The organism is Kitasatospora sp. NPDC008115 (assembly GCF_042957205.1).
Taxonomy (GTDB): Bacteria; Actinomycetota; Actinomycetes; order Streptomycetales; family Streptomycetaceae; genus Kitasatospora.
The window spans coordinates 55,610-78,746 of the sequence record NZ_JBIBHU010000005.1; the positions used below are offsets into that span (position 1 = coordinate 55,610).

The 23,137-nt window shown below is 75.9% G+C and carries 17 protein-coding genes and 1 pseudogene; 1 reads left to right on the forward strand and 17 read right to left on the reverse strand.

The genetic code is table 11. From position 1 onward, the window contains the following. The first annotated feature begins 8 nt into the window (after positions 1-8). Positions 9-584: a hypothetical protein gene (locus ACFZBX_RS08225; protein ID WP_391532148.1), complete on the forward strand. Its 576-nt coding sequence runs from the start codon at positions 9-11 to the stop codon at positions 582-584. Here the strand turns inward: ACFZBX_RS08225 and ACFZBX_RS08230 are convergent. The 17 genes and pseudogenes from ACFZBX_RS08230 to ACFZBX_RS08310 form a co-directional block, all read right to left on the reverse strand. Next, the gene (locus tag ACFZBX_RS08230) at positions 575-2,203 is read right to left on the reverse strand and encodes an amidohydrolase (RefSeq protein WP_391532149.1); all 1,629 of its coding nucleotides are present in this window, start codon (positions 2,201-2,203) and stop codon (positions 575-577) included. The two genes, ACFZBX_RS08225 and ACFZBX_RS08230, sit on opposite strands and share 10 nt — an antisense overlap. Then, positions 2,203-3,063, reverse strand: coding sequence for a PaaX family transcriptional regulator C-terminal domain-containing protein (locus ACFZBX_RS08235; RefSeq protein ID WP_391532151.1), 861 nt, complete (start codon positions 3,061-3,063; stop codon positions 2,203-2,205). The genes ACFZBX_RS08230 and ACFZBX_RS08235 overlap by 1 nt, the downstream gene beginning before the upstream one ends. A gap of 72 nt (positions 3,064-3,135) precedes the next feature. Then, a complete protein-coding gene (locus ACFZBX_RS08240) occupies positions 3,136-3,897 on the reverse strand; it encodes an Asp/Glu racemase (RefSeq protein WP_391532153.1) in 762 nt (253 codons plus the stop codon). A gap of 52 nt (positions 3,898-3,949) precedes the next feature. Next, on the reverse strand, positions 3,950-4,855 hold the full coding sequence (locus ACFZBX_RS08245) for a fumarylacetoacetate hydrolase family protein (protein ID WP_391532155.1): 906 nt from the start codon (positions 4,853-4,855) through the stop codon (positions 3,950-3,952). Between the two features lie 16 nt (positions 4,856-4,871). Next, positions 4,872-5,996 carry a cupin domain-containing protein gene (locus ACFZBX_RS08250; RefSeq protein WP_391532157.1) on the reverse strand — a complete coding sequence of 375 codons (1,125 nt, stop codon included), beginning with the start codon at positions 5,994-5,996 and terminating at the stop codon, positions 4,872-4,874. After that, positions 5,993-7,000, reverse strand: a complete 1,008-nt coding sequence (locus ACFZBX_RS08255; protein ID WP_391532159.1) for a carbon-nitrogen hydrolase family protein — start codon at positions 6,998-7,000, stop codon at positions 5,993-5,995. Before ACFZBX_RS08255 ends, ACFZBX_RS08250 begins: the two co-directional genes overlap by 4 nt. After that, positions 6,997-9,402: an FAD-dependent monooxygenase gene (locus tag ACFZBX_RS08260; protein ID WP_391532161.1), complete on the reverse strand. Its 2,406-nt coding sequence runs from the start codon at positions 9,400-9,402 to the stop codon at positions 6,997-6,999. Before ACFZBX_RS08260 ends, ACFZBX_RS08255 begins: the two co-directional genes overlap by 4 nt. Further along, positions 9,399-9,800: an acyl-CoA thioesterase gene (locus tag ACFZBX_RS08265; RefSeq protein WP_391532601.1), complete on the reverse strand. Its 402-nt coding sequence runs from the start codon at positions 9,798-9,800 to the stop codon at positions 9,399-9,401. The genes ACFZBX_RS08260 and ACFZBX_RS08265 overlap by 4 nt, the downstream gene beginning before the upstream one ends. Positions 9,801-9,815: 15 nt before the next feature. After that, positions 9,816-11,429 (reverse strand): annotated as a pseudogene (locus tag ACFZBX_RS08270) (AMP-binding protein); the annotation flags it as partial. Between the two features lie 215 nt (positions 11,430-11,644). Then, entirely contained in the window at positions 11,645-13,078 is a 1,434-nt protein-coding gene (locus ACFZBX_RS08275) for a phytoene desaturase family protein (RefSeq protein WP_391532163.1), read from the reverse strand. 28 nt (positions 13,079-13,106) lie between these two features. Further along, positions 13,107-13,820 carry a DsbA family oxidoreductase gene (locus ACFZBX_RS08280; RefSeq protein ID WP_391532165.1) on the reverse strand — a complete coding sequence of 238 codons (714 nt, stop codon included), beginning with the start codon at positions 13,818-13,820 and terminating at the stop codon, positions 13,107-13,109. A gap of 101 nt (positions 13,821-13,921) precedes the next feature. Continuing rightward, positions 13,922-14,419: a hypothetical protein gene (locus ACFZBX_RS08285; protein ID WP_391532166.1), complete on the reverse strand. Its 498-nt coding sequence runs from the start codon at positions 14,417-14,419 to the stop codon at positions 13,922-13,924. Positions 14,420-14,467: 48 nt separating this feature from the next. Continuing rightward, positions 14,468-19,048 carry an SAV_2336 N-terminal domain-related protein gene (locus ACFZBX_RS08290; RefSeq protein ID WP_391532167.1) on the reverse strand — a complete coding sequence of 1,527 codons (4,581 nt, stop codon included), beginning with the start codon at positions 19,046-19,048 and terminating at the stop codon, positions 14,468-14,470. An 8-nt stretch (positions 19,049-19,056) separates the two neighbouring features. After that, the gene (locus ACFZBX_RS08295) at positions 19,057-20,109 is read right to left on the reverse strand and encodes an AAA family ATPase (protein WP_391532169.1); all 1,053 of its coding nucleotides are present in this window, start codon (positions 20,107-20,109) and stop codon (positions 19,057-19,059) included. Between the two features lie 50 nt (positions 20,110-20,159). After that, a complete protein-coding gene (locus ACFZBX_RS08300; protein ID WP_391532171.1) occupies positions 20,160-21,614 on the reverse strand; it encodes a hypothetical protein in 1,455 nt (484 codons plus the stop codon). Between the two features lie 41 nt (positions 21,615-21,655). Next, positions 21,656-22,612 (reverse strand): trypsin-like peptidase domain-containing protein, encoded by a 957-nt coding sequence (locus ACFZBX_RS08305; RefSeq protein ID WP_391532173.1) that lies wholly within the window; start codon positions 22,610-22,612, stop codon positions 21,656-21,658. Next, a complete protein-coding gene (locus ACFZBX_RS08310; RefSeq protein ID WP_391532175.1) occupies positions 22,609-23,046 on the reverse strand; it encodes a CU044_2847 family protein in 438 nt (145 codons plus the stop codon). The genes ACFZBX_RS08305 and ACFZBX_RS08310 overlap by 4 nt, the downstream gene beginning before the upstream one ends. Positions 23,047-23,137: the final 91 nt, after the last annotated feature.

A 23,137-nucleotide genomic window follows, 5' to 3' on the forward strand; every position in this document is an offset into this window, starting at 1 on the left:
CTGCGGGGATGGTCCACGGGTTCGGAGCGACGGAGTTCCAGCTGGTGCTGCTGCGGCGGATGGCGGACTTCCGACCGGAGCCGGTCGAGGACGCGGTGCGCCGGCTGGGGGCGACCCGGGCGGACCTGCGCGAGGCGAACAAGCGGTGGCAGGCGATGGTGCGCGCGCCGGGGTTCCCCTCCGGCGGGCGGCGCTACACCGCCGTGCTCGGCGCACCGGAGGCGCAAGTGGCGCGGCGGATCGGGGACCTGGCCTGCACCGCGCGGCAGTGGACGCTGCCGCTCTGGCCCGGGCTGCGCTTCGAGGTGCTCACCGGCCCGGGCGGAGCGGAGCTGAACGCCTGGCTGGTACGGGCGCCCGGCAGCCCGCCGCCCGTGCTGCGCACACTCGCCGACCTGGCGCCGTGGAGCTGCGTGGTGGCCGACGTGGGCGAGGCGTTCCCGCCCGCCGTGCCGCGCGAGGGCAGCGCGCCGACCAGGTTCCGGCTGGACTTCACCGCGCCGGATGCCGACCGCCGCCCCCAGGCCTGCACGGCGGACTTCACCTGGGGGCTGCTCCAGGAGGTCCGCCCCGCTCAGGGCTGATTCCGGCGCCGGTGCACCGTCCGGCCGCCGACCACGGTGCGCTCGGGCAGCAGGTCCCGCAGCCCGTCGGCCGGGCAGCTCAGCGGGTCGGCGGGCCACAGCGTCAGATCGGCGAGCGCGCCCGGGCGCAGCGAGCCGCGCCCGGCGCTCTCGCCCGTCAGCCGGGCGGCGTTCACGGTGTGCAGGGCGATCGCCTCGGCGCGCTCGATCGCGTGCTCGGCGCCGAGCACCCCGGCCACCGTCCGGCGGGTGGTCATGCCCCACACCGAGAGCATCGCGCCGTACGGGCCGACCGGGAAGTCCGAGCCCGCGGCAAGCAGCGCGCCCTCGTCGAGCCATGCGCGCAGCGGGAACAGCGCGGCGGTGCGCTCCGCGCCCCAGGCCCGCTGCTGGGTGAGCGCGCCGTCGTGCAGCAGCGGGTGCTGGACGGTCACCGGCACGCCGAGGGCGACGGCCCGGGCCCGCTGCTCGGGCCGGGCGAGGCCGCCGTGCTCGACCACCAGGGTGCCCTCGGGCAGACCGGGGCGGCGGGCGAGCACGTCCTGGTAGACGTCGAGCAGGGTACGCAGCCCGCGGTCGCCCCAGGCGTGCACGCCGACCCGCAGCCCGCGCCCGACGACCCGGTCGACCGCGTCGGCCAGCTCCTTCGCCTCCCACAGCAGCCGTCCGTGGTAGCAGGGCTGCCCCTCGTACGGCTCCTCCAGCGCGCCCGCCTCGAAGCCGCCGTCGATGCCGAACTTGACGCCCTGGACGGACAACCGGTCGTCCTCGTGGCCGGCCGCGCGCCAGGCGTCGATCCGGTCCAGCAGGCCGTCCACCTCCTCGGGGGTGCGGACGGCGAAGCCGGAGACCAGCGCCCGGACCCGGACGGCGAGCGCGCCCTCGTCGCGGGCGGCGCGCAGCACCTCCAGGTCCTCGACCGGGACCAGGCAGTCGCGGACGGTGCCGATCCCGGTGGCCGCGTAGCCGGCGGAGGCGGCGCGCAGGCCGTCGATCCGCTCGGCGAGCCCGGGCCGCGGCAGGACGCGCTCGACGAGTCCGGTGGCCCGGTTGATCAGCCGCCCGGTGAGCCGGCCGTCCGCGTCGCGCTCGATCACCCCGCCGGGCGGCTCGGGGGTGGCGGCGGTGATCCCGGCGAGCCGCAGCGCCGCCGAGTTGAGCACCATGTTGTAGGCGCCGCGGCGGACCAGCACCGGGTGGTCGGCGGTGGCGGTGTCCAGCTCCTCCGTGGTGGGCATCCGCTGCTCCGCCAGGTTCACCTCCTGCCAGTTGACGGTGGTGCGGATCCACTCCCCGGCGGGGGTGCGGGCGGCGCGCTCGCGGATCAGGGCGAGGAAGCCGGACAGGTCGGCGGCCCGGTGGACGGGGACGCCGGGCACGCTGTGGCCGGCCAGGATCAGATGGGTGTGGGTGTCGTCGAAGGCCGGCAGCACGGTGGCGTGCGGCGCGTCGACGACCTCGGTGGCCGGTCCGGCCAGCGCGTCCAGGCCGTGCGGGTCGGGGGACAGGGCGGTGATCCGGTCGCCGGTGACGGCGATCGCCCGCTGCGGCGGCTCGCCGGGGACGAGGGTGTGCACGGTGGCGGCGCGCACCAGCAGGTCGGCGGGCGGAGGGGTCATCACGGCTCCTGGTGGTGGGCGGCGGCCGGCAGGCCGGTGACCTTCTCGACATGTCCCGCGCTGGGCCCGGCCAGCCGGCCGTGCAGCTCGGTGAAGACGGCCCGCGCCGCGACGGCGTTCCAGTCGGCGGGCAGCAGCGGCTCGGGCAGGCCGGGGTCCAGGTAGGGCAGCCGGCGCCACTGGGTGAGCATCGGGACGTAGGCGCGGAACGCCTCGGCCGGTTCGGGTGCGCCGCCGCGCTCGCGAAGCCGGGCGGCGGCCGGCCGCCAGGTGTCGGTGAACGCCGCGTACTGGGCCTCGATGGCCGGGAAGTCCCACCAGGCGGAGACGGCCGTGCGCAGATCGGTGAAGCCCGCGTACTCGGCGGACAGGAACAGGTGGACGTAGCCGTCCAGGCCGAGCCGGGCCAGCAGGCGGCGGGCGTCCGGCAGCAGCCGGGCGGGGGCCAGCCAGACGCCGGGGGCGGCGTTGCCGAAGCCCAGCCAGCTGAGCCGGGAGCGCAGGGTGTGGCGGTGGGCGCGCTCGGACTCGGGCACCGAGAAGACCGCCACCACCCAGCCGTCGGCGAGCGCGGCGGGCTCCAGACTGTGGAAGATCCGCCGGTCGCCCTCCTCGAACACCGGCTCCATCGCGGGGGAGAGCCGGTAGCCGGTGCCGTCGCGGCGCTCCTGGAGGAGGGTGCCGGCCTTCTTGAGACGCGAGATGGCCGAGCGGACGGCGGGGGCGTCGACGTCCAGCTCGGCCATCAGGGCGATCAGGTCGGCGATCGATATCCAGCCGCCGAGGCGGCGGACGAACTCGCCGTAGACGGTGTGGATCAGCGAGCTCGGCCGGGGCGCGCTCTCCGACACGGTGGGCATGTGGGCCTCCTCCCCGGCAGCTCGTGGTGATCATAGCGGCGGCGCGCCCCTCCGGGCCCGGACCGGGGCCCGTCAGGCCTCCGCGTAGGCGCCGGAGAGCAGGTGGCCCGCGCCGGGGGCGTGGGCCGGCAGGCCGAGGGCGCGCAGCAGTTGGTGGGCGGTGCAGATCGAGGCGGAGACGACCGGCTTGCCGAGCCGCTGCTCGGCCTCCTCGACCGCCGACAGGGACGGCATCTGCACGCACGCCGACAGCACCACCGCGTCGGCCCGGGCGTGGGCGAGCCCGGCGGCGATCGCCGGGAGCTTCGCCGGGTCGTGGGCGGCGACGTCCAGGTTGTCGGCGATCTCCAGCGCCGCGTGGTCCACCACCTCGATGCCCTCGTGGCCCAGGTAGTCGACGACCGTGCGGGCCAGCGGCCGCAGATAGGGGGTGACCAGGGCGACCCGGCGGGCGCCGAGCGCGTGCAGCCCGGCCACCAGGGCGCCGGCGCTGGTGACGACCGGCGCGGGCGCGCCGGCGTCCACGGTGCGCCGGTGCAGCCGCTGTTCGGCCTCCCGGTGGTAGCCGGTGCCGGCGCTCATCACCGCGACCAGGCAGGCGTAGCCGAGCACGTCGACCCGGGCGTCGGCGAGTTCGGCCGCGCACCGGTCGGACTCGGCGTCCATGGTGCGCAGTTGCTCGGGTGTGACCCTGGTCATCCGCATCCGGCTGGAGTGGAAGGTGAACCGCTCGGGCGCGACCCGTTCGCGGGCCCGCAGCAGGGCGGGCACCTCGGTTTCCATGGTGACGTTGGAGCTCGGGACGATCTGGCCGATCCGGTAGCTGGTGGCCATGGGGGAGGGGCTCCTTCCGTGGTCTGGCGGGGCCGTGGTCGGTCGAGGTGGCTCAGCGGGCGTCGACCACCGGGTTGGCGAGGGTGCCGATGCCCTCGATGGTCGCCTCGACGAGGTCCCTCGGCTGGAGGAACTGCGGCGGCACCATCCCCGCGCCGACGCCGGACGGCGAGCCGGTGGCGATCACGTCCCCGGGCTCCAGGGTGACGCCGGAGGAGATGTCGGCGATCAGCCGGGCGATGCCGAACAGCATGTGGCGGGTGTTGGAGGACTGCCGCAGTTCGCCGTTGACGCGCAGCGAGAGGTCGAGCCGCTGCGGGTCGGGGATCTCGTCGGCGGTCACCACGACCGGGCCGAACGGCGCGTAGCCGTCCTGGCCCTTGGAGAAGAACCACTGGCCGGAGCGGCGCTGGTCGCGGGCGCTGATGTCGTTGACGATGCTGTAGCCGAAGACGTGCCGCCAGGCGTCGGCCTCGGCGACGCGGAAGGCGGGCGCGCCGATGACGACGGCGAGTTCGCACTCCCAGTCGAGCTGCTTGGTGAGGTCGGCGTTGTGCGGGATCGGACCGCCGGGGCCGGTGACGGCGGTGGAGGGCTTGCTGAACAGCACCGGCCGGTCGGGCAGTTCGCGGTCGGTGTCCAGGGTGCGGTGCGACTCGGCGACGTGCTCGACGTAGTTGAGGCCGACACCGACGATCTTGCCGGGGCGCAGCGGCGCGCTCAGCGTGACCTCGGCGAGGGTGGGCAGCGCCGCCGGGTCCTCGGCGGCTCCGGCGGCCAGCGCGCCGGCGGTGGCCAGGGCCCGGTCCCCGGCGCGGATCAGTTCCAGCAGGCCGCCGGGCAGGTCCGCGCCGGCGGCAGCGGCGAGCGCGGACAGGTCGGCGACGCGGTCCCCGTCGAGCAGGGCGCCGAGGCGCGGGTGGTCGGTGGCGTGGGTCCGGTAGGTCAACAGGCGCATGGGTGCGGGCTCCTGGTCACGGGGCGGGGGTGGGCTGGTGCCCGTCGTTGTCCGGGTAGGACTCCTCGCGGTACAGGCCGAGCGAGTGCATCACCGGGAAGTCGTTGAAGGAGAACAGGCAGGCGTCGTCGCCGGGGTCGAGGTTCGCGTGCTCGTGCCAGGCCCAGGACGGCACCACGAAGATGTCGCCCTGCCGCCAGGTGAAGCTCCGCCCGGCGATCACCGAGACGCCGCGCCCCTTGGCCGCCGTGTAGACCACGGAGCCGGTGTGCCGGTGGGCGCGGGTGGCCTGGCCGGGGCGCAGCAGCTGGAGGTGGGCGCCCATGGTGGGCATCACCGGTCCGCCGGTGACCGGGTTGGTGTACTCCATGATCACCCCGTCCCAGGGCGACCCCCCGGTGGCGCGGGCGAGCCGGGTGAGCGCGTGGTAGCTGGGCTCCCAGGGCCAGCCGAGCAGCGGGGAGTAGGGGCGGGTCCACTTCTCGACGCCGTACGGCAGCAGGTTGCCGCCGTAGGTCAGCAGCGAGGAGTTGGCGACCTCGCCGGGCCGCTGGTACAGCTCCGGGTGGACCTCGTAGAAGTTGGCGTCGAGCATGTTGACCAGCGGGATGTCGAGGCCGTCCTGCCAGATCACCGGGGCGTCGCCGGACTCGTTGCCGTGCTCGTGCCAGGTGCCGTTGGGCGTGATGGCGAAGTCGCGCGGGCCGACCTTGAGCTTCTGGCCGTCGACGATCGTCCAGGCGCCGGTGCCCTCGTGGACGAAGCGCAGCGCGGAGGCCTGGTGGCGGTGCGCGGTCATCGCCTCGCCGGGGCCCATGATCTGCAGGCCGGTGTACAGCAGGCCGACGGCGGCGCTGAGTTCACGGCGGCCGGGGTTGACCAGCATGACCACCCGGCGTCCGGCGTCGTCCGCCTTGACCAGCGGGAGTGCCTTGCGGACCAGCGGGCGCAGGTCGGCGTAGCGCCAGAGCACCGGCACCGACCTCGGCTGCGGGTACCAGGGCTCGATCTCATTGGCCACGGTCCACAGCGCGCCCGCGTCGGCCTTGGCCAGCTCCTCGTAGTAGGCGGCGAGTTCGGGGTTGTCGGTGACCCTGGCCCGGCCGATCCGGGCGTCGTCGTAGTCGTTCCTGCCGGTCATTCCTCCTCCTTCGGGGGGTGCTGGTCGCCGAGCGTGAGCGGGTGCAGCGGGCGGTTGTCCACGTGCAGCCGGAAGACGTCGAAGCGGTTGTAGTGGCCGACGATGTCGTGCATCTGCTTGGGCCGGACGCAGCGGCCGAGGTCGATCTCGGCGTAGACGATGCCCTCCTCGTCCACCAGCGGCTCGGTCACCGGGCGTCCGTCGGGTCCGAAGACGCCGGACAACGCGCTGCGCGGGCGGGCGAGTTGATCGCGCCCCCGGGGGTCGTCGCCGGCGATCGCCTCGGCGATCTCCGGGGAGAGGGTGGAGCAGGCGACCACCGTGAACACCTTGCCCTCGAAGCAGTGCGCGGCGGCGCGCAGCGCGATCGCCTCCGCCATGTCGTAGTCCTCGGGGGCGACGGGCAGGGCGATGTAGGCGGCGGCGTGCACGAGTTCGCCCTGGGCGAGGAGGGTGAAGCGGGCGAGCGGGTTGGTGTTCTCGCCGCAGGCGAGCGCGCCGAGCGGGCCGACGGCTGTGCGGTGCACGCGCAGGGTGCTGCCGTCGCCGGGCGTCCAGGTCAGCTTCTCGGCCCAGGTCGGCACCAGTTTGCGGTGCGCGCTCAGGAGTTCGCCGTCGGCGTCGATCACCAGCAGGGTGTTGTAGAGCGCTCCCAGGCTGTGCGGGCCGCGCTCGTTGACGCCGATCACCAGCACCACCCCGGCCCGCCGGGCGGCGGCGCGCAGGGTGTCCACGTGCGGGCCGGGCACGTCCACCGAGGCGCGGTAGAGCCGCTCGAACCAGGGTGAGCCCTGCACCGGGTTCATCGTCCAGTTCCAGTACGGGTAGCCGGGGACGAACACCTCGGGGAAGACGACCAGGGAGGCGCCGTGGCCGGCCGCCTCGTGGATCAGTGCGACCGCCTTGTCGACGGTGGCGGCGGTGTCCAGGAAGACGGGTGCGGCCTGGACGGCGGCGGCGGTGAAGCGGGGCAGCCGCAGCGCGGCGGCCACGGGCTCGGTCATCGCTCCTCCTCGGGGCTCCTGGTGGGGGCGGGTCGGCCGGCGGGGCCGGGGCGCCAGCGGCGGTGCACCGGCGGGGCGGGCTCGCGCACCGGCCGCAGCCGGGGCGCCACCCGGTCGGCCGCCGGCCCGGGTGGCCGGCGGCTGCCTGCCGCCCACGGCTCGGGCCAGCGCGCGCCGGGGCCCGCGTAGCCCTGCTCGGCGGCGGCGTGCAGCGTCCACAGCGGGTCGTACAGCTGGGCCCGGCCGACCGCCACCAGGTCCGCCCGCCCGGCCAGCAGTACCGAGTTGGCGTCGTCGTGGTGGGAGATGGCGCCGACCGCGACCGTCGGCAGGCCGGTGGCGGCGCGCACCAGTTCGGCGAACGGCGTCTGGTAGCCGCGCCCGTACGGCGGCCGCTGGTGTGCCACCACCTCGCCGGTGGAGACGTCCACCGCGTCCGCGCCGCCGTCGGCGAGCGCCCGGCAGATCGCGACGGCCTCCGCCTCGGTGGTGCCGCCCGCCGCCCAGTCGCTCGCCGAGATCCGCACCAGCAGCGGCCGCCCGGCCGGCCAGACCGCGCGGACCGCCGCCAGCACCTCCAGCGGCAGCCGAAGCCGCTGGGCGAGCGGCCCGCCGTAGCCGTCGGTGCGCCGGTTGGTGAGCGGTGACAGGAAGCCGGAGAGCAAGTGGCCGTGGCCGAACTGGAGTTCCAGCACATCGAAGCCGGCCCGCGCGGCGCGCTCCGCCGAAGCCGCGAAGTCGGCCGTGACGGCCGCGAGTTGGACGGAGTTCGCCTCGTGCGGCAGCGGGCCGTCGGCGTCCCACGGCAGCGGCGAGGCGGCGAGCACCGGCCAGCCGCCCTCGGTGAGCGGCGGCCCGGTGCCGTCCGGCCCCGGCACCGCCCGTGAGGCCCGGCGCCCGGCGTGGGTCAGCTGGACGCCGATCGGGGTGTCGCTCACCGCCCGGACCGCGTCGACGAGTTCGCGCCAGGCCGCCTCCTGTGGATCGCTCCACAGGCCGGGGCAGCGGTCGGTGGCCCGGCCCTCCGGGGTGACGGCGGTCATCCCGGCGATCACCAGCCCGGCGCCGCCGAGCGCGTGGGCGGTCAGCTGCGCCCGGTCGAAGGCGCTCGGCAGCGCGTCGACGGCGGTGAAGGTGGCCAGCGGCGGTACCACCACCCGGTTGCGCAGCTCCAGCGCCGCCAGCTTCAGCGGCCGGAACATCGGCGGGGTGCCGGGTGCCTCGGGTGCGCCGCCCGCCACCGCCTCCTCCACCGCCGCGACGAAGCCGGGATCGCGCGCCCGCAGGTTCCCGTGGGTGACCCGGCGGCTGCGGGTGAGCAGGTTGAACGCGAACTGGTCCGGGCCCTGGCCGGTGCGCCGCCCGATGGTCTCGAACCACTCCAGGCTCGCCTGCGCGGCCCGCTGGGCGGACTCCACCACCGGTCGGCGCTCCGCCTCGTACGCCGCCAACGCGCCCTCCAGCGTGGGCTGTTCGCGCAGGCTCGCGGCGAGCGCCAGGGCGTCCTCCAGGGCCAGCTTGGTGCCCGAGCCGATCGAGAAGTGCGCGGTGTGCGCCGCGTCGCCGAGCAGCACCGTGTTCCGGTGCCGCCAGCGGGCGTTGCGCACCGTGGTGAACCGGATCCAGCGGGAGGCGTTCGGGATCAGCCGGTGCCCCTCCAGGTGTCCGGCGAGCAGTTCCGCGCAGCGCCGCACGCTCGCCGTGTCGCTCTCGCCGCGCGCGAACCCCCGTGCGGCCAGGGCGTCGAAGCCCGCCCGCCGCCAGGGCTCCTCGGCCAGCTCCACGATGAACGTCGAGCGCTCGGCGCTGTACGGGTAGGCGTGCACCTGGAGCACGCCGAAGTCGAAGCGCTCGACGATGAAGGTGAAGGCGTCGAAGACCTTGTCGGTGGAGAGCCACATGTAACGGCTGGGCCGCTCGTCCAGCTCCGGCCGGAAGGCGTCCGGGTACGCCGCCCTGGTCCCCGAGTTGACGCCGTCGGCCGCGACCACCAGGTCGTACTCCTCGGCGAGCCGCCCGACCGGCGGGGCGGGCGTGCGGTAGCGCACGTCCACCGCCAGGTCGGCGCAGCGGCGTTGCAGGATCGCGCGCAGCCGGTTGCGGTCCAGGGCGGCGAAGCCGTGCCCGCCGCAGGTGCGCACCCGGCCGGCGTAGCGGACGTCGATGTCGCTCCAGCGGGCGAACTCCGCGCTCATCGCGGCGAACACCCGGGGGTCGGCCTGGGCGATGCCGTCCAGCGTCTCGTCGGAGAAGACCACGCCGAAGCCGAACTCGTCGTCGCGGCCGTCCCGTTCGAAGACGGTGATCTCCCGCTCGGGCGCCGACTGCCGGGCCAGCGCGGCGAAGTACAGCCCGCCGGGACCGGCGCCGATCACCGCGACGCGGCCCGCGCCACCGGTCACCGGATCACCTCCGGCTCCTGGCGCCCGGCGGCGGCCAGCGCGTGGCGCACCGGTTCCGGCCAGGGCTCGGTGCCCTCGGTGTGCGGTGCGGCGTGCACCACCGACATCCGCCCGCTGGCGGCCAGGCCGTGCGGCCCGTGCACCTCGAAGGCGTAGTGCAGCGAGGAGCCGCCGACCCGCTCGACCCGCAGCTCGGTGCGGACCACGTCGCCGAACCAGAGCCGCTCGCGGTAGTCCGCCTCGAAGTGCACCCGGGGGATCCGCCCGAACAGCCCGTCGAGGCCGAGCCGGCGCAGCAGGGTCGCCTCGGCCGCCTCGGCCCAGCGCTGGACGGCCGAGAAGTGGTAGTGCCCGGCGGCGTCGGTGTCCGACCACTCGACCCGCCGCTCGGTGGTCACGCTGGCCGGGACCGGGCGCGGCGTGGGCGCGGCCGCCGCCCGGCGGCGCAGCTCCGCGCGCGCCAGCTTCCCGGTCGCGGTGCGCGGCAGAGCCTCGACGAACTCCACCTCGCGCGGGTACTTGTACGGCGCGATGGTCCGCTTGACGTGCTCCTGGAGCGCCCGGACCGTCCCCGGAGCCGCGCTGACGCCCTCCCGCAGCACCACGTACGCCTTGACCACGGTGCCGCGCCGCTCGTCCGGCGCGCCGACCACCGCGCAGTCCGCGACGTCCGGGTGCTCGGCGAGCACCTGCTCGACCTCGGGCCCGGCGATGTTGTAACCGGCCGAGACGATCATGTCGTCATTGCGCGCCTGGTACCAGAAGTAGCCGTCGGCGTCGCGCACATAGGTGTCACCGGTGAGGTTCCAGCCGCCCCGGACGTACTCGCGCTGGCGCCGGTCGTGCAGGTAGCGGCAGCCGGTCGGCCCCTTCACGGCGAGCCGCCCGGGCTGCCCGTCGGGCACCGGCCGGCCCCGGTCGTCCAGTATCGCCGCCCGGTAGCCGGGCACCGGCAGGCCCGTCGCGCCGGGGCGGATGTCGGCGTCGGCGGCGGAGATGAACACGTGCAGCAGTTCGGTCGCCCCGATGCCGTCGATCAGCCGCTGTCCGGTGGCCGCCCGGAACGCCCGCCAGACGCCCGCCGGCAGGTGCTCGCCCGCCGACACGCAGCGCCGCACTCCTGCCAGCCGCTCGGCCAGCCCGGCGGCGAGGATCGCCCGGTAGGCGGTCGGCGCGGTGAACAGCACGCTCACCCCGTGCCGGTGGACCTGCTCGGCGAGCTGTTCGGGCGTGGTCTGCTCCAGCAGCAGCGTCGCGGCGCCGGCCCGCAGCGGGAAGACCACCAGGCCGCCGAGCCCGAAGGTGAAGGCGAGCGGCGGGGTGCCGCCGAACAGGTCGTCGGGGGTGGGGCGCAGCAGGTGGCGGGAGAAGGTGTCGGCGTTGGCGAGCACGTCCCGGTGGAAGTGCATCGTCGCCTTGGGGCGGCCGGTGGTGCCGGAGGTGAAGGCGATCAGCGCGACGTCGTCGGCGGCCGTCGGCACGGCGGTGAAGCCGTCGCCGCCGCCCAGCCCCTCGGGCCCGTTCCCGTCGTAGGGCACCACGACCAGCCCCGGTGTGTCCGCCCGGTCCAGCTCCGTCAGGAAGCGGTGGTCGCAGAGCGCCACCACGGGCCGGGCGATCCCGCACATCGTGGTCAGCTCGCCCGCCCGCAGCAGCGGCATGGTGGTCACCGCCACCCCGCCGGCCTTCAGCACCCCGAGCCAACAGGCCACCAGCCAAGGCGCGTTGGGCCCGCGTAACAGCACCCGGTTCCCGGGGACCATCCCGAGCCGCCCGACCAGCAGCCGGGCCACCGCGTCCGCGCGCTCGCGCAGCTCGCCGTACGTCCACTGCCCGTCCGGCGTCACCAGGCACCGGCGCCCGGGCCCGTACCGCTCGATCGTCGCGTCGAGCAGCTCGTGCGCGCAGTTCAGCCGGTCCGGATACGCCAACTCCGGGAGGTCGAAGAGGAGTTCGGGCCACTCGTCGAGCGGCGGAAGGTTGTCGCGACAGAACGTGTCCACATGCGCAGAGGGAGAGAGCTCCATGGGCGGGCCACCTCATCGGGCGAGCGGGAGTGAGGCAAGTATCGCGCTTCCGTGACGCCAGTCAAGAGACCGATACATGCATTCGGCCGAGCCCCCGCCCCGGGGCCTGTGGGCAGCGAGGTCGTCAGGGCATGGGGCGTGGTTCGCTCCGCCTGCCGACCCGGTCCTTGACCGGCCTCGTCAGGCTCCGTCGCCCGGCCTCTGCCGGAGCCGGCTCAGCGCGATGAGCTCGCGCGCCGCAGCCACCGCAGGGCCGCTTCGGCGGCGTGGGTGCCGCACATGCCGTGGGCGCCGGGGCCGGGTGGGGTGGCGGCGGAGCAGAGGTAGTGGCCGGGGAGGCCGGTGGCGTAGGGGTGGAGGGTGGGGCGGGGGCCGAACAGGAGCTGGGGGACGTCCTTGGCGCCGGTCATGATGTCGCCGCCGATGAAGTTGGGGTTGTCGGCGGCGAAGTCGGCCGGGCGGCGGACGGCCAGGCCGATGATCCGGTCGCGGAAGCCGGGGGCGAAGCGTTCGATCTGGGCGGTGATCGCCTCGGTGGCGTCGCCGGTGTAGCCGTTCGGCACATGGGCGTAGGTCCACAGCGGGTGGACGTCGCCGACGGAGCGCTGCGGGTCGGCCAGGTACTGCTGGCCGACCAGGACGAACGGGCGCTGCGGCATCCGCCCGGCGGCGACGGCGCGCTCGGTGGCCGCGAGCTCGGGGAAGGTGCCGCCGAGGTGGACGGTGCCGGCGCGGCGGGCGGGTTCGGACGTCCACGGCACCCCGCCCTCCACCGCGAAGTCCACCTTGAACGCGCCGGGACCGTGCCGGAAGCGGCGGTAGGCGCGGGCGGTCCGGGACGGGAGCCGGTCGCCGAGGATGTCGGCGACGGCGCCGGGCGCGAGGTCGTACAGGACGAGGTCGGAGGGCGGGAGCCGGGCGGCCGAGCGGACCCGCACCCCGGTCTCGACCGTGCCGCCCAGTTCGGTGAGCAGTGCGACCAGCGCCCGGGTGATCGCCCCCGAACCGCCGGCGGCCACCGCCCAGCCGTACCGGTGGCCCGAGGTCAGCAGCCCCAGCCCGATCGCGGCGCTCAGCGGCCGGTGCAGGGGCTGGAACGAGTGCGCCGCCGCCCCGCCGAACAGGGCCCGCGCGCGCTCACTGGAGAACGTCCTGGCCAGCGCGGCGGCCGGGAGCACGGCGGGCAGCCCGAACCGGGCGAGCCGCAGCGGATGGCGCGGGAGGCGCAACAGCGGGCCCATGATGTCCTCGGCGAGCCGGTCGTACCCCGCGACCGGCCCCTCGAACAGCCGCCGCCACCGCACGCCGTCCGCCCCGCCCAGCCCGGCGGCGGTGTCCGCGACGGAGCGGTGGAGGACGCCGGCCGTGCCGTCGTCCAGCGGGTGCGCGCAGTCGATCTCCGGCAGCCGGAACTCCAGCCCGAAGCGCTCCAGCCCGAGGCCGCGCAGGAACGGCGAGCCGATGGTCATCGGGTGCACGGCCGAGCAGTGGTCGTGCAGCAGCCCGGGCACGATCGCCTCGCCGCTGCGCGCCCCGCCGCCCACCTCCTCGGCGGCCTCCAGCACGGTCACCCGCACCCCGGCCTGCGCCAACCGAACGGCGGCGGCCAGGCCGTTGGGCCCGCCGCCCACCACTGTCGCGGTACTCATGGGGCCAGCATCGCGCATCCGCCCGCCCTCAGTGCCGCGGCACCTCGCAACCGTCCGGGCCGCAGGCCTCTGCGGTGGTCTCCCCGATGCCGACCAGCGGTATGACCGTCCGGCTGTCCCAGGCCTGGGTCAGCGCCGCCGTGAAGGTCTCGGCCGGCTGGGCGCCCGAGACCCCGAGCCGGCGGTCGAACACGAAGAACGGCACACCGGTGGCGCCCATGGCGCTCGCCGTCGCCTCGTCCTCGCGCACCGCGTCCGCGTACGCCGACCGGTCGGCCAGCACCCGCGCCGCCTCCGTGCCGTCCAGTCCGGCCTCGACGGCCAGTTCCAGCAGCCGTCCCGGCGCGAAGGCCGAGGCCTCCTCGGCGAAGTTGGCCCGGTAGAGCAGGTCCAGCAGCGCCGCCTGCCGTCCGTGCCCGGCGGCGAAGTGGAGCATCCGGTGCATGTCGAAGGTGTTCGCGCCGTCGCGTCCCTCGCCGTGGTACGCGAGGCCCTCCGCCCGCGCGGTGTCGGCGACCCGCCGCTCGGCGGCCGCCGCCTGCTCCAGCCCGATCCCGTACTTGGCGGCGATCACCGGCAGTACCGCCCGCGCCTGGTGCGGCGCCCGGGGGTCGAGCTCGAACGACCGGTGGACCACCTCGACATCCTCCCGGTGGGGGAACGCCTCCAGGGCCTTCTCGAACCGCGCCTTGCCGATGTAGCACCACGGACAGTTGATGTCGCTCCAGACCTCGACGCGCACGGGGCGGCTCCTGTTCTCGACCGCGCGGGCCCTTCCCGCGCGCATTCCCGGGTAACGCCCTGGTGAACCTGAATATTTCTCCTCGTGAAGTATCGGGCGCCCTACAGGCACGTCCAGCAGTAGAGGTCCTCACCCGCCTCACGGGCCCGGCGGGCGAGTCCGGAGAGCTCCTCGACCAAGGGCCGCAGGTACTCGCCGTCCGCGTCCGGCAGTTCATCGGCCGCCGCCGCCCACCGGGCGCTGACGTCCGGGATCTCCTCGGCGGGCAGGTCCGCGAGGGTGTCCCGAGCCGGCCGGTCGAGGCGCATCACCCACGGCCCGGTCGCCCAGGGGGCGTCCTCGTCCACCGGTCCCTCCCGGCCGGGCGGCGGCGTGGTCGGCCACACCGGCGTCTCGCCGACCAGGCGGACCTCCCACTCCACCCGCCGGGCGACGGCTATCAGCTGCCCCAGCACGACCACCGGGTCCACGCCCTTGGCCTCGACCCCGTCGAACACCGCCCGCGCGCCCCCGACCAGCGGCCCGCCCTCGGCGTCGTCGAGGGCCGCGAGCACGGCGCCGTCGTCGGCCGCGCGGAAGTAATCGGTCAGCACGCCCATGGCCGGCGGCTCCTGTCTGCTCGGTGGTTCCGGTGCAGGGACAGTGGATCAGACGCCACTGACATCGGTGGGTCCGTCCGGTCCCGGCCGGGGGCCGTCGGCGCTCCCGGCCGCGGAGCGGGCGAGGCCCATGAGGAGGAGGCGGACGCCGCCGGTGAACAGGTACGCCTCCCCGTCGGCGACCGGGGTGAAGACGGTCGTGGCCGCCCCGATCCGCCGACGAACGGTCTCCATCACGCTCCTGGAGATGACGAGTGCGGCAATGGGCATGTTCGGGGAGTACAGCATGTCTTCGAGCCGGGCAGTCAGCTCCCGCGCCCCGGGTGCCTGGTCCCGGTGCGGCCCGGAGAAGATGGCCAGGCCGAGCGACCTTCTGACGGGGGGACGGGCGCGCAGGCGCTGCCACAGCTCCATGACGATGGCGGCGGCCGTCCTCAGTGGGTCGGGCGAATCGGAGATCGTGAACCGGAGACCGGTGCCGAGGTCGGCCGCGGCGAGGTCGCCCACGAGGTCGCGCAGCACCTCCGCCACCATCTGGCGGCCCGGCCCGGCGTCGGCTCCCGCCAGGTGCAGGGACACGTGCAGCGCCTCGGCCGTCCGCGTCTCGTCGCCGAGCCGGACCAGCCGGTCGAAGGCGGCGCGTTGGTCCTCGGGAACATCGTCGGACCAGGGCCGGACGCCGTCCAGTTCGCGCCGGAGATGCGCCAGGAACCATGCCTCGTCGTCGCGGTTGTCATCCCGGCGGAGGATGTCGAGCATGGTGTCCGCCACGACGGCCAGGTCGTCGAAGCGGCGTACCCGGGTCAGGAGCGTGGTCAGCGGCGTCGCGAGGGTGAAGGCGGCGAAGCGGACCAGCGGGAACAGGACGGGACGCTCCGCCTCCAGCCAGGCGACGATCTCCTCGGCCCCGTGGAAGCGGCCGGTGAACCCGTGGTCGAGGTGGTGGACGGCGGCCTCGGCCGTCGAGCAGTAGTGCGCCAGCAGGCGCTCGAAGGCGTGGTCCTGGTTGTCGGCGTGCTCCGTGCGCAGACCGACGGCGTAGAGCGTGACCAGCGGATGGACCGACCAGTGGCCCCAGGTCGGGGCGGCGTCGACGAGGTGGGTGAGGGCCAGTTCCGCCAGCAGGTCCTCGGTCGCCGGGACGTCGAGGTCGGCTAGGCGGGCGGCGGCCTCCGTCGTCACATCGGGATGCGGGAACACCGAGAGCAACCGGAAGAGCCGCGCCTGGTCCTCCGGGAGCCGCCGGTACGACGCGCCGAGGGCGGCCCGCACGCTCTGGTCCTGGCGGCTGAGCCGGTCGAGCCGGACGCGGGGGTCGCTCAGCCGCTCGACCAGGGACCTCAGCGGGCGGGTGGGAGCGTCGGCCAGCAGGCGGGCGCAGATGGTCAGCGCCAGCGGCAGGCCGCCGCACAGCCCGGCCAGGGCCTCGGCCTGGTCGGGGGCGCCCGTGATCCGCGTGTCGTTCCCCCGCAGCCACCGCAGGCGGTTCTCCAGCAGCCGGAGCGAGGCGTCGGCGGACAGCACGCCCACGTCGAACAGCCGGGCGTCGAGCGGCAGCGTGCTCCGCGAGGTGACGAGGGCGGTGACGAAGCCGTCGACCGGGAGCAGCGGCGACACCTGGGCGGCGTCGGCCGCGTTGTCGAGGACCACCAGGACGGGCCCGGCCGAGCGGGCGTGGGAGACGAGGCTGCTCCGGTAGCGGGCGATGCGGTCCTGGAGGTCTGCCGCGACCTCCGAAGGGTCGGCGCCGAGGGCACGCAGCAGCATCTCCAGGGCCGGCCCGGTGGTGAGGCCGGAGTCGGTCCGATTGCCCGCCAGATCGAGGTAGAGGACGCCGCCGGGGTACCAGCCGCGTTCCAGGGCCTCGCCCGCGGCCTGGACGACGAGCTCCGACTTCCCGACACCGGGCATGCCGGAGACCAGCGCCGAGCGGTAGGGGCGGGTGCCCGGTTCGACGGGCGTCAGGAACCGGATCAGCTCGTCGAGTTCCGCCTCGCGACCGGTGAAGGCGCCGGACCTCGCCGGCAGGGAGGTCATGGGGGCGCGCAGCGGCATGTGGACGTTGATGGTCGAGCCCTGGATCACGGAGCCCACGGTGACGCCGCCGGAGACCGTGTTCCACTCGTCGGCCGCGGTGTCGGACTCCGCCAGAGCGGCCGCCAGCTCCGCGTCCAGGTCCCGTGCGGCCAGCTCGCTCGGGATGCGCGGGAGCCGCCGGGCGAGGCGACGCAGGGCCCGATCCTGCCGGTGGTCGCCGGGGTCGTGGGACCGGCCCAGCCGCTCGGTCAGTTCCTGCCGTAGCTCGTCCTCCCCGAGCGTGCGCACCGGGACGATCACGGCGGCCCGGTGCTGCCAGGCACCGACGGACTCGGTCGTGACGATGACGCAGCCCCGGCCGAGCCGGGGCAGGAAGAACGGCAGCCGGGCGTCGCTTGTCCAGGTGCCCCTGGGGACGCCGTCGAGGACGACGAGCCAGTCCCGGTGCCGTGCCAGCCGTTCCCACAGCGGGTCGAGCGAGGCCTCGTCGAACACGGCGCCGGACGGGGCGAGGGCCTGCCAGAGCCGCTCCAGCCCCTGCGAGACCGAGCCCGGCCGGCGGGCGTCGATCCAGTGGACGAACGGGTGCCGCCCGCCGTGGGCGCGCACGTACTCCTGGACGAGGCGCCGGCGCCCCATCCCACGGGCCCCGGCGAGGACCACCACGGCGGGCCGCCCGGTGTCCCGGGTGGGGGAGAAGGCCGCCGCCAGGGTCGCCAGCTCGTGGCGGCGGCCGATCATGGCCGGGGGATCGGGCGGGCTCTGGACAGGAGGCACCGGGGTCAGCAGTTCCCACCTGTGCGGCCCGGGCCCGGGCGCCGCCGCCTCGCCGCGCGGCGCGCGTTCCAGCGCCTCGGTCAGCCGTGCCGCCACCTCCGCGTGCCGGCCGCCCGCGCCCGCCAGGACCGCCACCGCCACCTCGGCGAACGGCAGGCTCCGCTCCTCCAGCGCCGCGCCGCCCCCGGCCGGCGTGGCCAGGGCGCGGAAGTCGAGCGTCCCGCCGAAGGTCGCCGCGACCCGGCCGGACACCTTGGCGAGGACGTCCACCAGCACGTGCACGGACTCGGTGCGGGTCAGCTCGGCGAGCAGTTCCTCGCGCACGCCGGGCCGGAAGTCGTAGACCTGCTCGTCCGGGTCCCCGGCGGCCTCCCCGCGCGGTTCGAGCAGGCCGGAGACGAACAGCTCCGCCAGGTCCGTCTGCACGGACTCCGGGACGGTGGCCCGCTGCACCAGCCGCATCACCGGCAGGCTCAGCGGCGCCGCCGACAGGTGGCAGGCCAGCCGGTACGCCGTCGGCGAGCCGCCGGCCCGGAAGCGGGCGACGCGCTCGGCGGGGGTGGCCGGGTCCTCGGCGGGGCCGGCCGGCCGCTGCGGGCGGAGCTCGGCGTCGAGCGGGGCGGCCAGTATCGGGGTCCAGCCGGAGGTGCGGCCTGCGGTGAGTCCGGCCCAGGGGGCGAGCCAGTCGGCGTCGACCTCCAGGACGGGCAGCCAGCGGACCCGGGCCCGCCGGGCGGCGCCCCGGGCGCCGCGCGGGACGCCGGGCAGCGCGGCCTCCGAGCGGAAGGCCGGGACCGGCCGGCCCGCGCCGGACGCCCGCGCCTCCACGGGAGCGGTGCGCAGCCCGGTGCGGTGCCACAGCCGCCGGGGCAGCACCTGGAGCGCCGCCGTCGGGCGGACGGCCGCGGAGGCGGCCAGGAAGGCGGGCAGTTCGCCCCCGTACCAGGCCGGGCCGACGCCGTCGGTGAGGACCAGCAGGATCCGGCGGCCGGTCGGGTCCTTGAGCGGCCGCTCCCAGCCGGCCCGGGCGACGGGGGAGGCGGCCGGACGGCGGCGGTGCGAGCGGCGGAGCGGCGCGAGTGTCGGCACCTCCGTGTCCGTCCCGAGCGCCCAGCCGCGCACGTCGGCGAAGGCCCCGTGGCGCTCCAGCAGGGCGCTCAGTTCGCTGCCGAGGCGGTGCCAGACGGCCATGGTGGCACCGGTGTCCACCAGCAGGTCGACCGAGAAGTGCAGCTGCCGGGCGGGCCTGCGGACCGGGAACAGGATGCCCGTCTCGGCGGTGGCCTCGGCGGTCGCCTCCTCGTCCAGGAGCGGCTCGCCGGGGGCATCGGTCAGCCGCCGCAGCGGGCGCAGCGCCCGGGCCAGGGCGAGCGGGTCGCCGAGCGCGGGGGGCTGGGTGACCTGGACGGTGTGACCGCCCGCGCCGACGCCGCCCGGGCCGTGGCCGCCGCCGAGGGCGTGCAGCGCGGCCCGGGGGCCGGCGGACGGGCGCTCGGGCGGCGGGCCGAACCCGACCGGGTGCGGCGGCCGGTCGGCGGGCGGCGGCGGGCGCTCGGCGGCCGGCGGCTCCGGCCGGTCGTCGGGCCCCGTCGGCTCCCCGGCCGGCGACGGCTGCTCCGACGGCGGCTGCTCCGACGGCGGCTGCTCCGACGGCGGCTGCTCCGACGCCGCCGACGCGCCGAGCCCGGCGAGCCCGGCGAGCCCGGCGATCCACAGGACGTCCGCGAGGTCGTCCGCCGTCGGCGGCCCGCCGTCCGCCGGGACGAGCAGACGGGTGAGCGCGGCCCGCAGGCTCTCCTGGGCGGACGAGGCCACCACCCGGCTCAGTTCTCGTTGAGCGGGCGGAGCAGGACGTCGTGCAGGAGGTCGTGCCCCCGCCCGCTGTCCCAGAGCCCGCGCCGGGCCATCAGCAGCGCGTTCAGCAGCTGGTCGTTGGCCAGCTCGGCGCCCTCCTCCTGCTGGCGGCGGAGGAACTCGGCGATCAGCGCGGTGGTCGCCGCGTCGGCGGCCGTCTCCTCGCCCAGGTGGGCGGCGACCATCGCGGTCAGCCGTTCCGCGCTCGGCGGCTGGATGTCCAGCCGCACACAGCGCCGCAGCAGGGCGGCGGGGAACTCGCGCTCGCCGTTGCTGGTGAGCACGACCAGCGGGAACTGCGCGCAGCGCACGACCCCGCCCAGCACGCCGGCCGTCCGGCCGTGGTCGGCCGTGCCGACCCACTGGTCGCCCGGGCCCAGGCGCGCCAGCTCCGGGATGTCGAACTCGCCCTCCTCGAAGACGTTCAGCAGGTCGTTGGGCAGGTCGAGGTCGCTCTTGTCGATCTCGTCGACGAGTAGCACCCGGGGCACCCGCCAGGGCAGCAGCGCCGTGCCGAGCGGGCCGAGCCGCAGGAACCTCCCGATGTCGGGGCCCTCGGCCGCCGGGGGTGCCTCCTCATGGGGATTGGGGAGCGGACGGCGGCGGTGGTCCGCGGTCTCCCGCCGCAGGCCGGCCTCGTGCAGCCGGCCGATCGCGTCGTAGCTGTAGAGCCCGTCGCGCAGGGTGGACCGGCTGGTGATCGGCCAGCGCAGCACCGGGCCGAGGCCCAGTTCGTGGGCGACCGCGTGCGCGAGGGTCGACTTGCCGGCACCGGGCTTGCCGGTGATGAGCAGCGGACGCCGCAGGTGCAGCGCGAGGTTGACCAGGTGGACCTCCCGCTCGTCGGCCTGGTAGGCGGCGGCCTGCCGGGCCCTGCCGAGCCTGGCCTCGGGCTCCTGCGGCGGCTCCTGCCCGGCGCCGACCGGGACGGCGGAGGCGCGCCAGGCCGGTGCGCCGGGGAGCCGGCCGATCCCGTCGTGCCGGACGCCGGTGCCCCGGTAGATCCACCAGTCCTCGGCCATGTCTGCTCCTGCCTCGCTGGGCGTGGTCCCGGCTCCGCGGGGACGGGCGGTCATCCGACCATCCCCGGGAACGGGCTGTCCTGGTCCGGGTCCACGCAGTCCGGGTCCTCCCAGAGCAGCGTGACGGTGTGCTGCGGGTCGGGCGGGCGGCCGCGGTTCTGCCGGCGGTAGCGGTGGACGGTGTCGGGCAGGTCGGCCAGGCAGGCCGGCCGGTACTCGCGCAGCGCCTTGACGAGGGTGTCCGCCTCGCCGGCCACCCGCCGCCAGAGCAGCACCGGCATGCCGTCGAGGTACATCGCGTCGTCCACGGCGTACTGGACGTCGGCGGGCAGCTGGTCGTACGGCACGTCGAGGCCCAGGCAGGACAGCGCGGGGCGTTCGGCGATCCAGTCCGGCAGCTCGGCGGCGCGCGCCGGGTCGAGCGGGGGCCAGCCGATCCGGTCCAGGGCGTCGATCCGGCCGGGGCCGGCCGCCGGGCTGCCGAGCTGCGCCCACCGGGCCTGCCAGGCCTCGAAGTTGACCAGCGGGTCGGAGTACCGCTCCAGCGAGCGGACCACCACCGGGTGGTGGTGGCCGAGCGGCCGTCCGGTGGGTCCTGAGGACCACAGTTCGGCCGCGTGGCCGAGCATCGACCGGGGGAGCAGGAACTCGATCCGGACGGCCTTGCCGCGGATCTCCCTGGCCAGTTCGGCCCATCGGGCGAGCCGGGTGCCGCCGACGGAGACCAGTTCGCTCCGGGTGAGCGATTCGGTGGCCGGGAGGCCGTGGGCGCGCTGGAACCGTCCGCCGGTGAGCGGCTGGCGGTAGTAGGTCAGGCGCAGCCGGTACCGGGTGTCGCCGGTGTGCTCCGGGGTCTCCTCGTCCAGCCGGACCTGGACGATCAGCCGGTGTCCGGGCGCGGCCGCGCCGGGCGCCGGTTCGGGCCCGCCGTACCGGTCGACGAAGCGCCGCAGCGCCGGGAGTCCGGTGCACCGGGTGACGACCGGGTCGGCGCCGAGCGAGCGGAGGAAGCCGGTGAGCGGGCCGAGGACGTCGGGGTCGCGGCGGTCGACGAGGCGGCCGAGGAGTTCGGGCAGGCCCTCCTCGCCGGTGAGGTTCCGCAGCCCGCCGGTGTCCTCGGGGACGTGCCGGTGGAGCCCGGGGAGCGCCGGGAGGCGGTGCAACTCGGCCACCACATCGAGCAGTTCGGTGAAGTACCGTTCGGGCTCGCGGGTCAGGAGCAGGGCGGTGAGGTCCAGCCAGGGCAGCGCGCGGTCGTCCGGGGCGAGGGTGTGCAGCGCGTCGCGCAGGGACTCCAGCGCCGCCCGGGGGTCGCCGAACGCCACCACGGCGCCGATCAGGTTCCAGACGTGGTCGCGCGGTCGGCCGTCCTCGGCGATGTCCGCGTCGATGCCGGGTGCCGTCGCGGACCGTCCCATGGCGGCCACGACGTGCTGGCGGAAGGCGTGCTGGCGCATCCGGTCGCAGCCGAGGAGGACGTCGGCCAGCAGCTGGTCCGCCTCCACGGCCCAGGGTCTCGCGGGCGGCGGCGCCGGTGCTGCTCCGCTCACGTGCTCTCCCGGTCGCCGGTCGCCCGCCCGACCAGCCGGCGCAGTTCGTCGAGCGCGCCGTCGTCCGGGGCCAGTTCCTCCACGGCGGTGACGAGCGCCCGCAGGGCGACGCGCCCGTCGCGGAAGCTCCGGCAGCCGCGGACGATGCCGTGGAGATGGAGGCGCTGGGTGGGATGTTCGGCCACCTCGAAGGCGTACGGCACGCCGAGTGCCCGGCTCATGGCGTCCAGCAGCAGGAACCGTCCGTCGAGCCGTTGCAGGACCGGGAAGGGCATCAGGGCGGCCACCAGCTCGCCGTCGCCCGGTGGCGGCGGGGCCGGGAGCGGCCCCGGCACCTCGACCCCCGACTCGACGAGCAGGGCACGGAGCGCGCGGGCCGGGGTGAACCAGCCGCCCTGGTCCAGCTCGTAGGAGCGGCTGGCCTTGAGCACCCCGTGCACCGCCCCGTCCGCGCCGACCAGCATGCTGCCGCTGTGCCCGTCGCGCACGCCGTCGCCGCTCACCCGCACGTAGTCGCCCGCCGGGCCGACGACCCGGAGGGCGAGGGTGTCCGGGCGGGCGGTGCCCAGGTCCGGGGTGTAGGTGGAGAACCCGAGCGCGGTCAGCCGGGCGCCCGGTTCGGGGAGGCCGCCCGCCAGCGGCGCCACCCGGTGGCCGGTCAGGCCGGGGACGGACAGCAGCGCGAGGTCGGGGAACGGGTGGAACCGCCCGCCGTCGCCGGTGTCCGGGAACAGGCGGACGGCCCCGGCCGCGACGGCGTGCACCCCCGAGCCGTGCCGCACGGTCACCGGGACGGCCTCCCGCCGGGCCTCCACCAGGACGTGCGCCGCGCTGGCGACCAGGCCGGGCGCCACCAGGAATCCGCAACCGGCGAAGCCGCCGGCGACCTCGACCATGACCGCGCAGTCACGCAGCGCCTCCGGCCGGACGGGGCCGGGCGCGGTTCCGGTCACTCGGCGACGGTCGCGCCGGGGAGCGCGGACGACTCGTGGGCGGCCCGCTGCCGGCGGCGCTCGGCGAGGTCCCAGGAGAGCCGGACGGTGAGCCCGGCCTCGCCGCCCGCCTCGGCGATGACCCCGAGCAACTGGCCCGACTTGACCGCCAGTTTGAGGCCGAACTCGACCTCGAAGGCGTCCGGTGAACCCGCCGCGCCGTCGGCGATGCTCTCGGCCGCCCAGCGGCCCACGCCCTGCACGGTGGCACGCACCTGGTCCAGCGTCAGGGCGACGGCCTCGCCCAGCTGCTCCGTCGCGCGGCGGGCCCCGCCGCCGAGCCGGGCGTCGCCGAAGGGGTCGCGCTTGGGCGAAGCGCCGTCCGGCTGCTGGAAGTTCACCTCGCCGATCACCTCGGCCCGGACGGTCGTGCCGTCCCCGAGATCGATCGTCACCGTTTCGGCCACCGGGCCCGTCCCTTTGAAGATCCGCTCCGACGGTCCATCAGAATACCCTCCGCCGGAGGGCGTTCAGGCCGGAACGCCC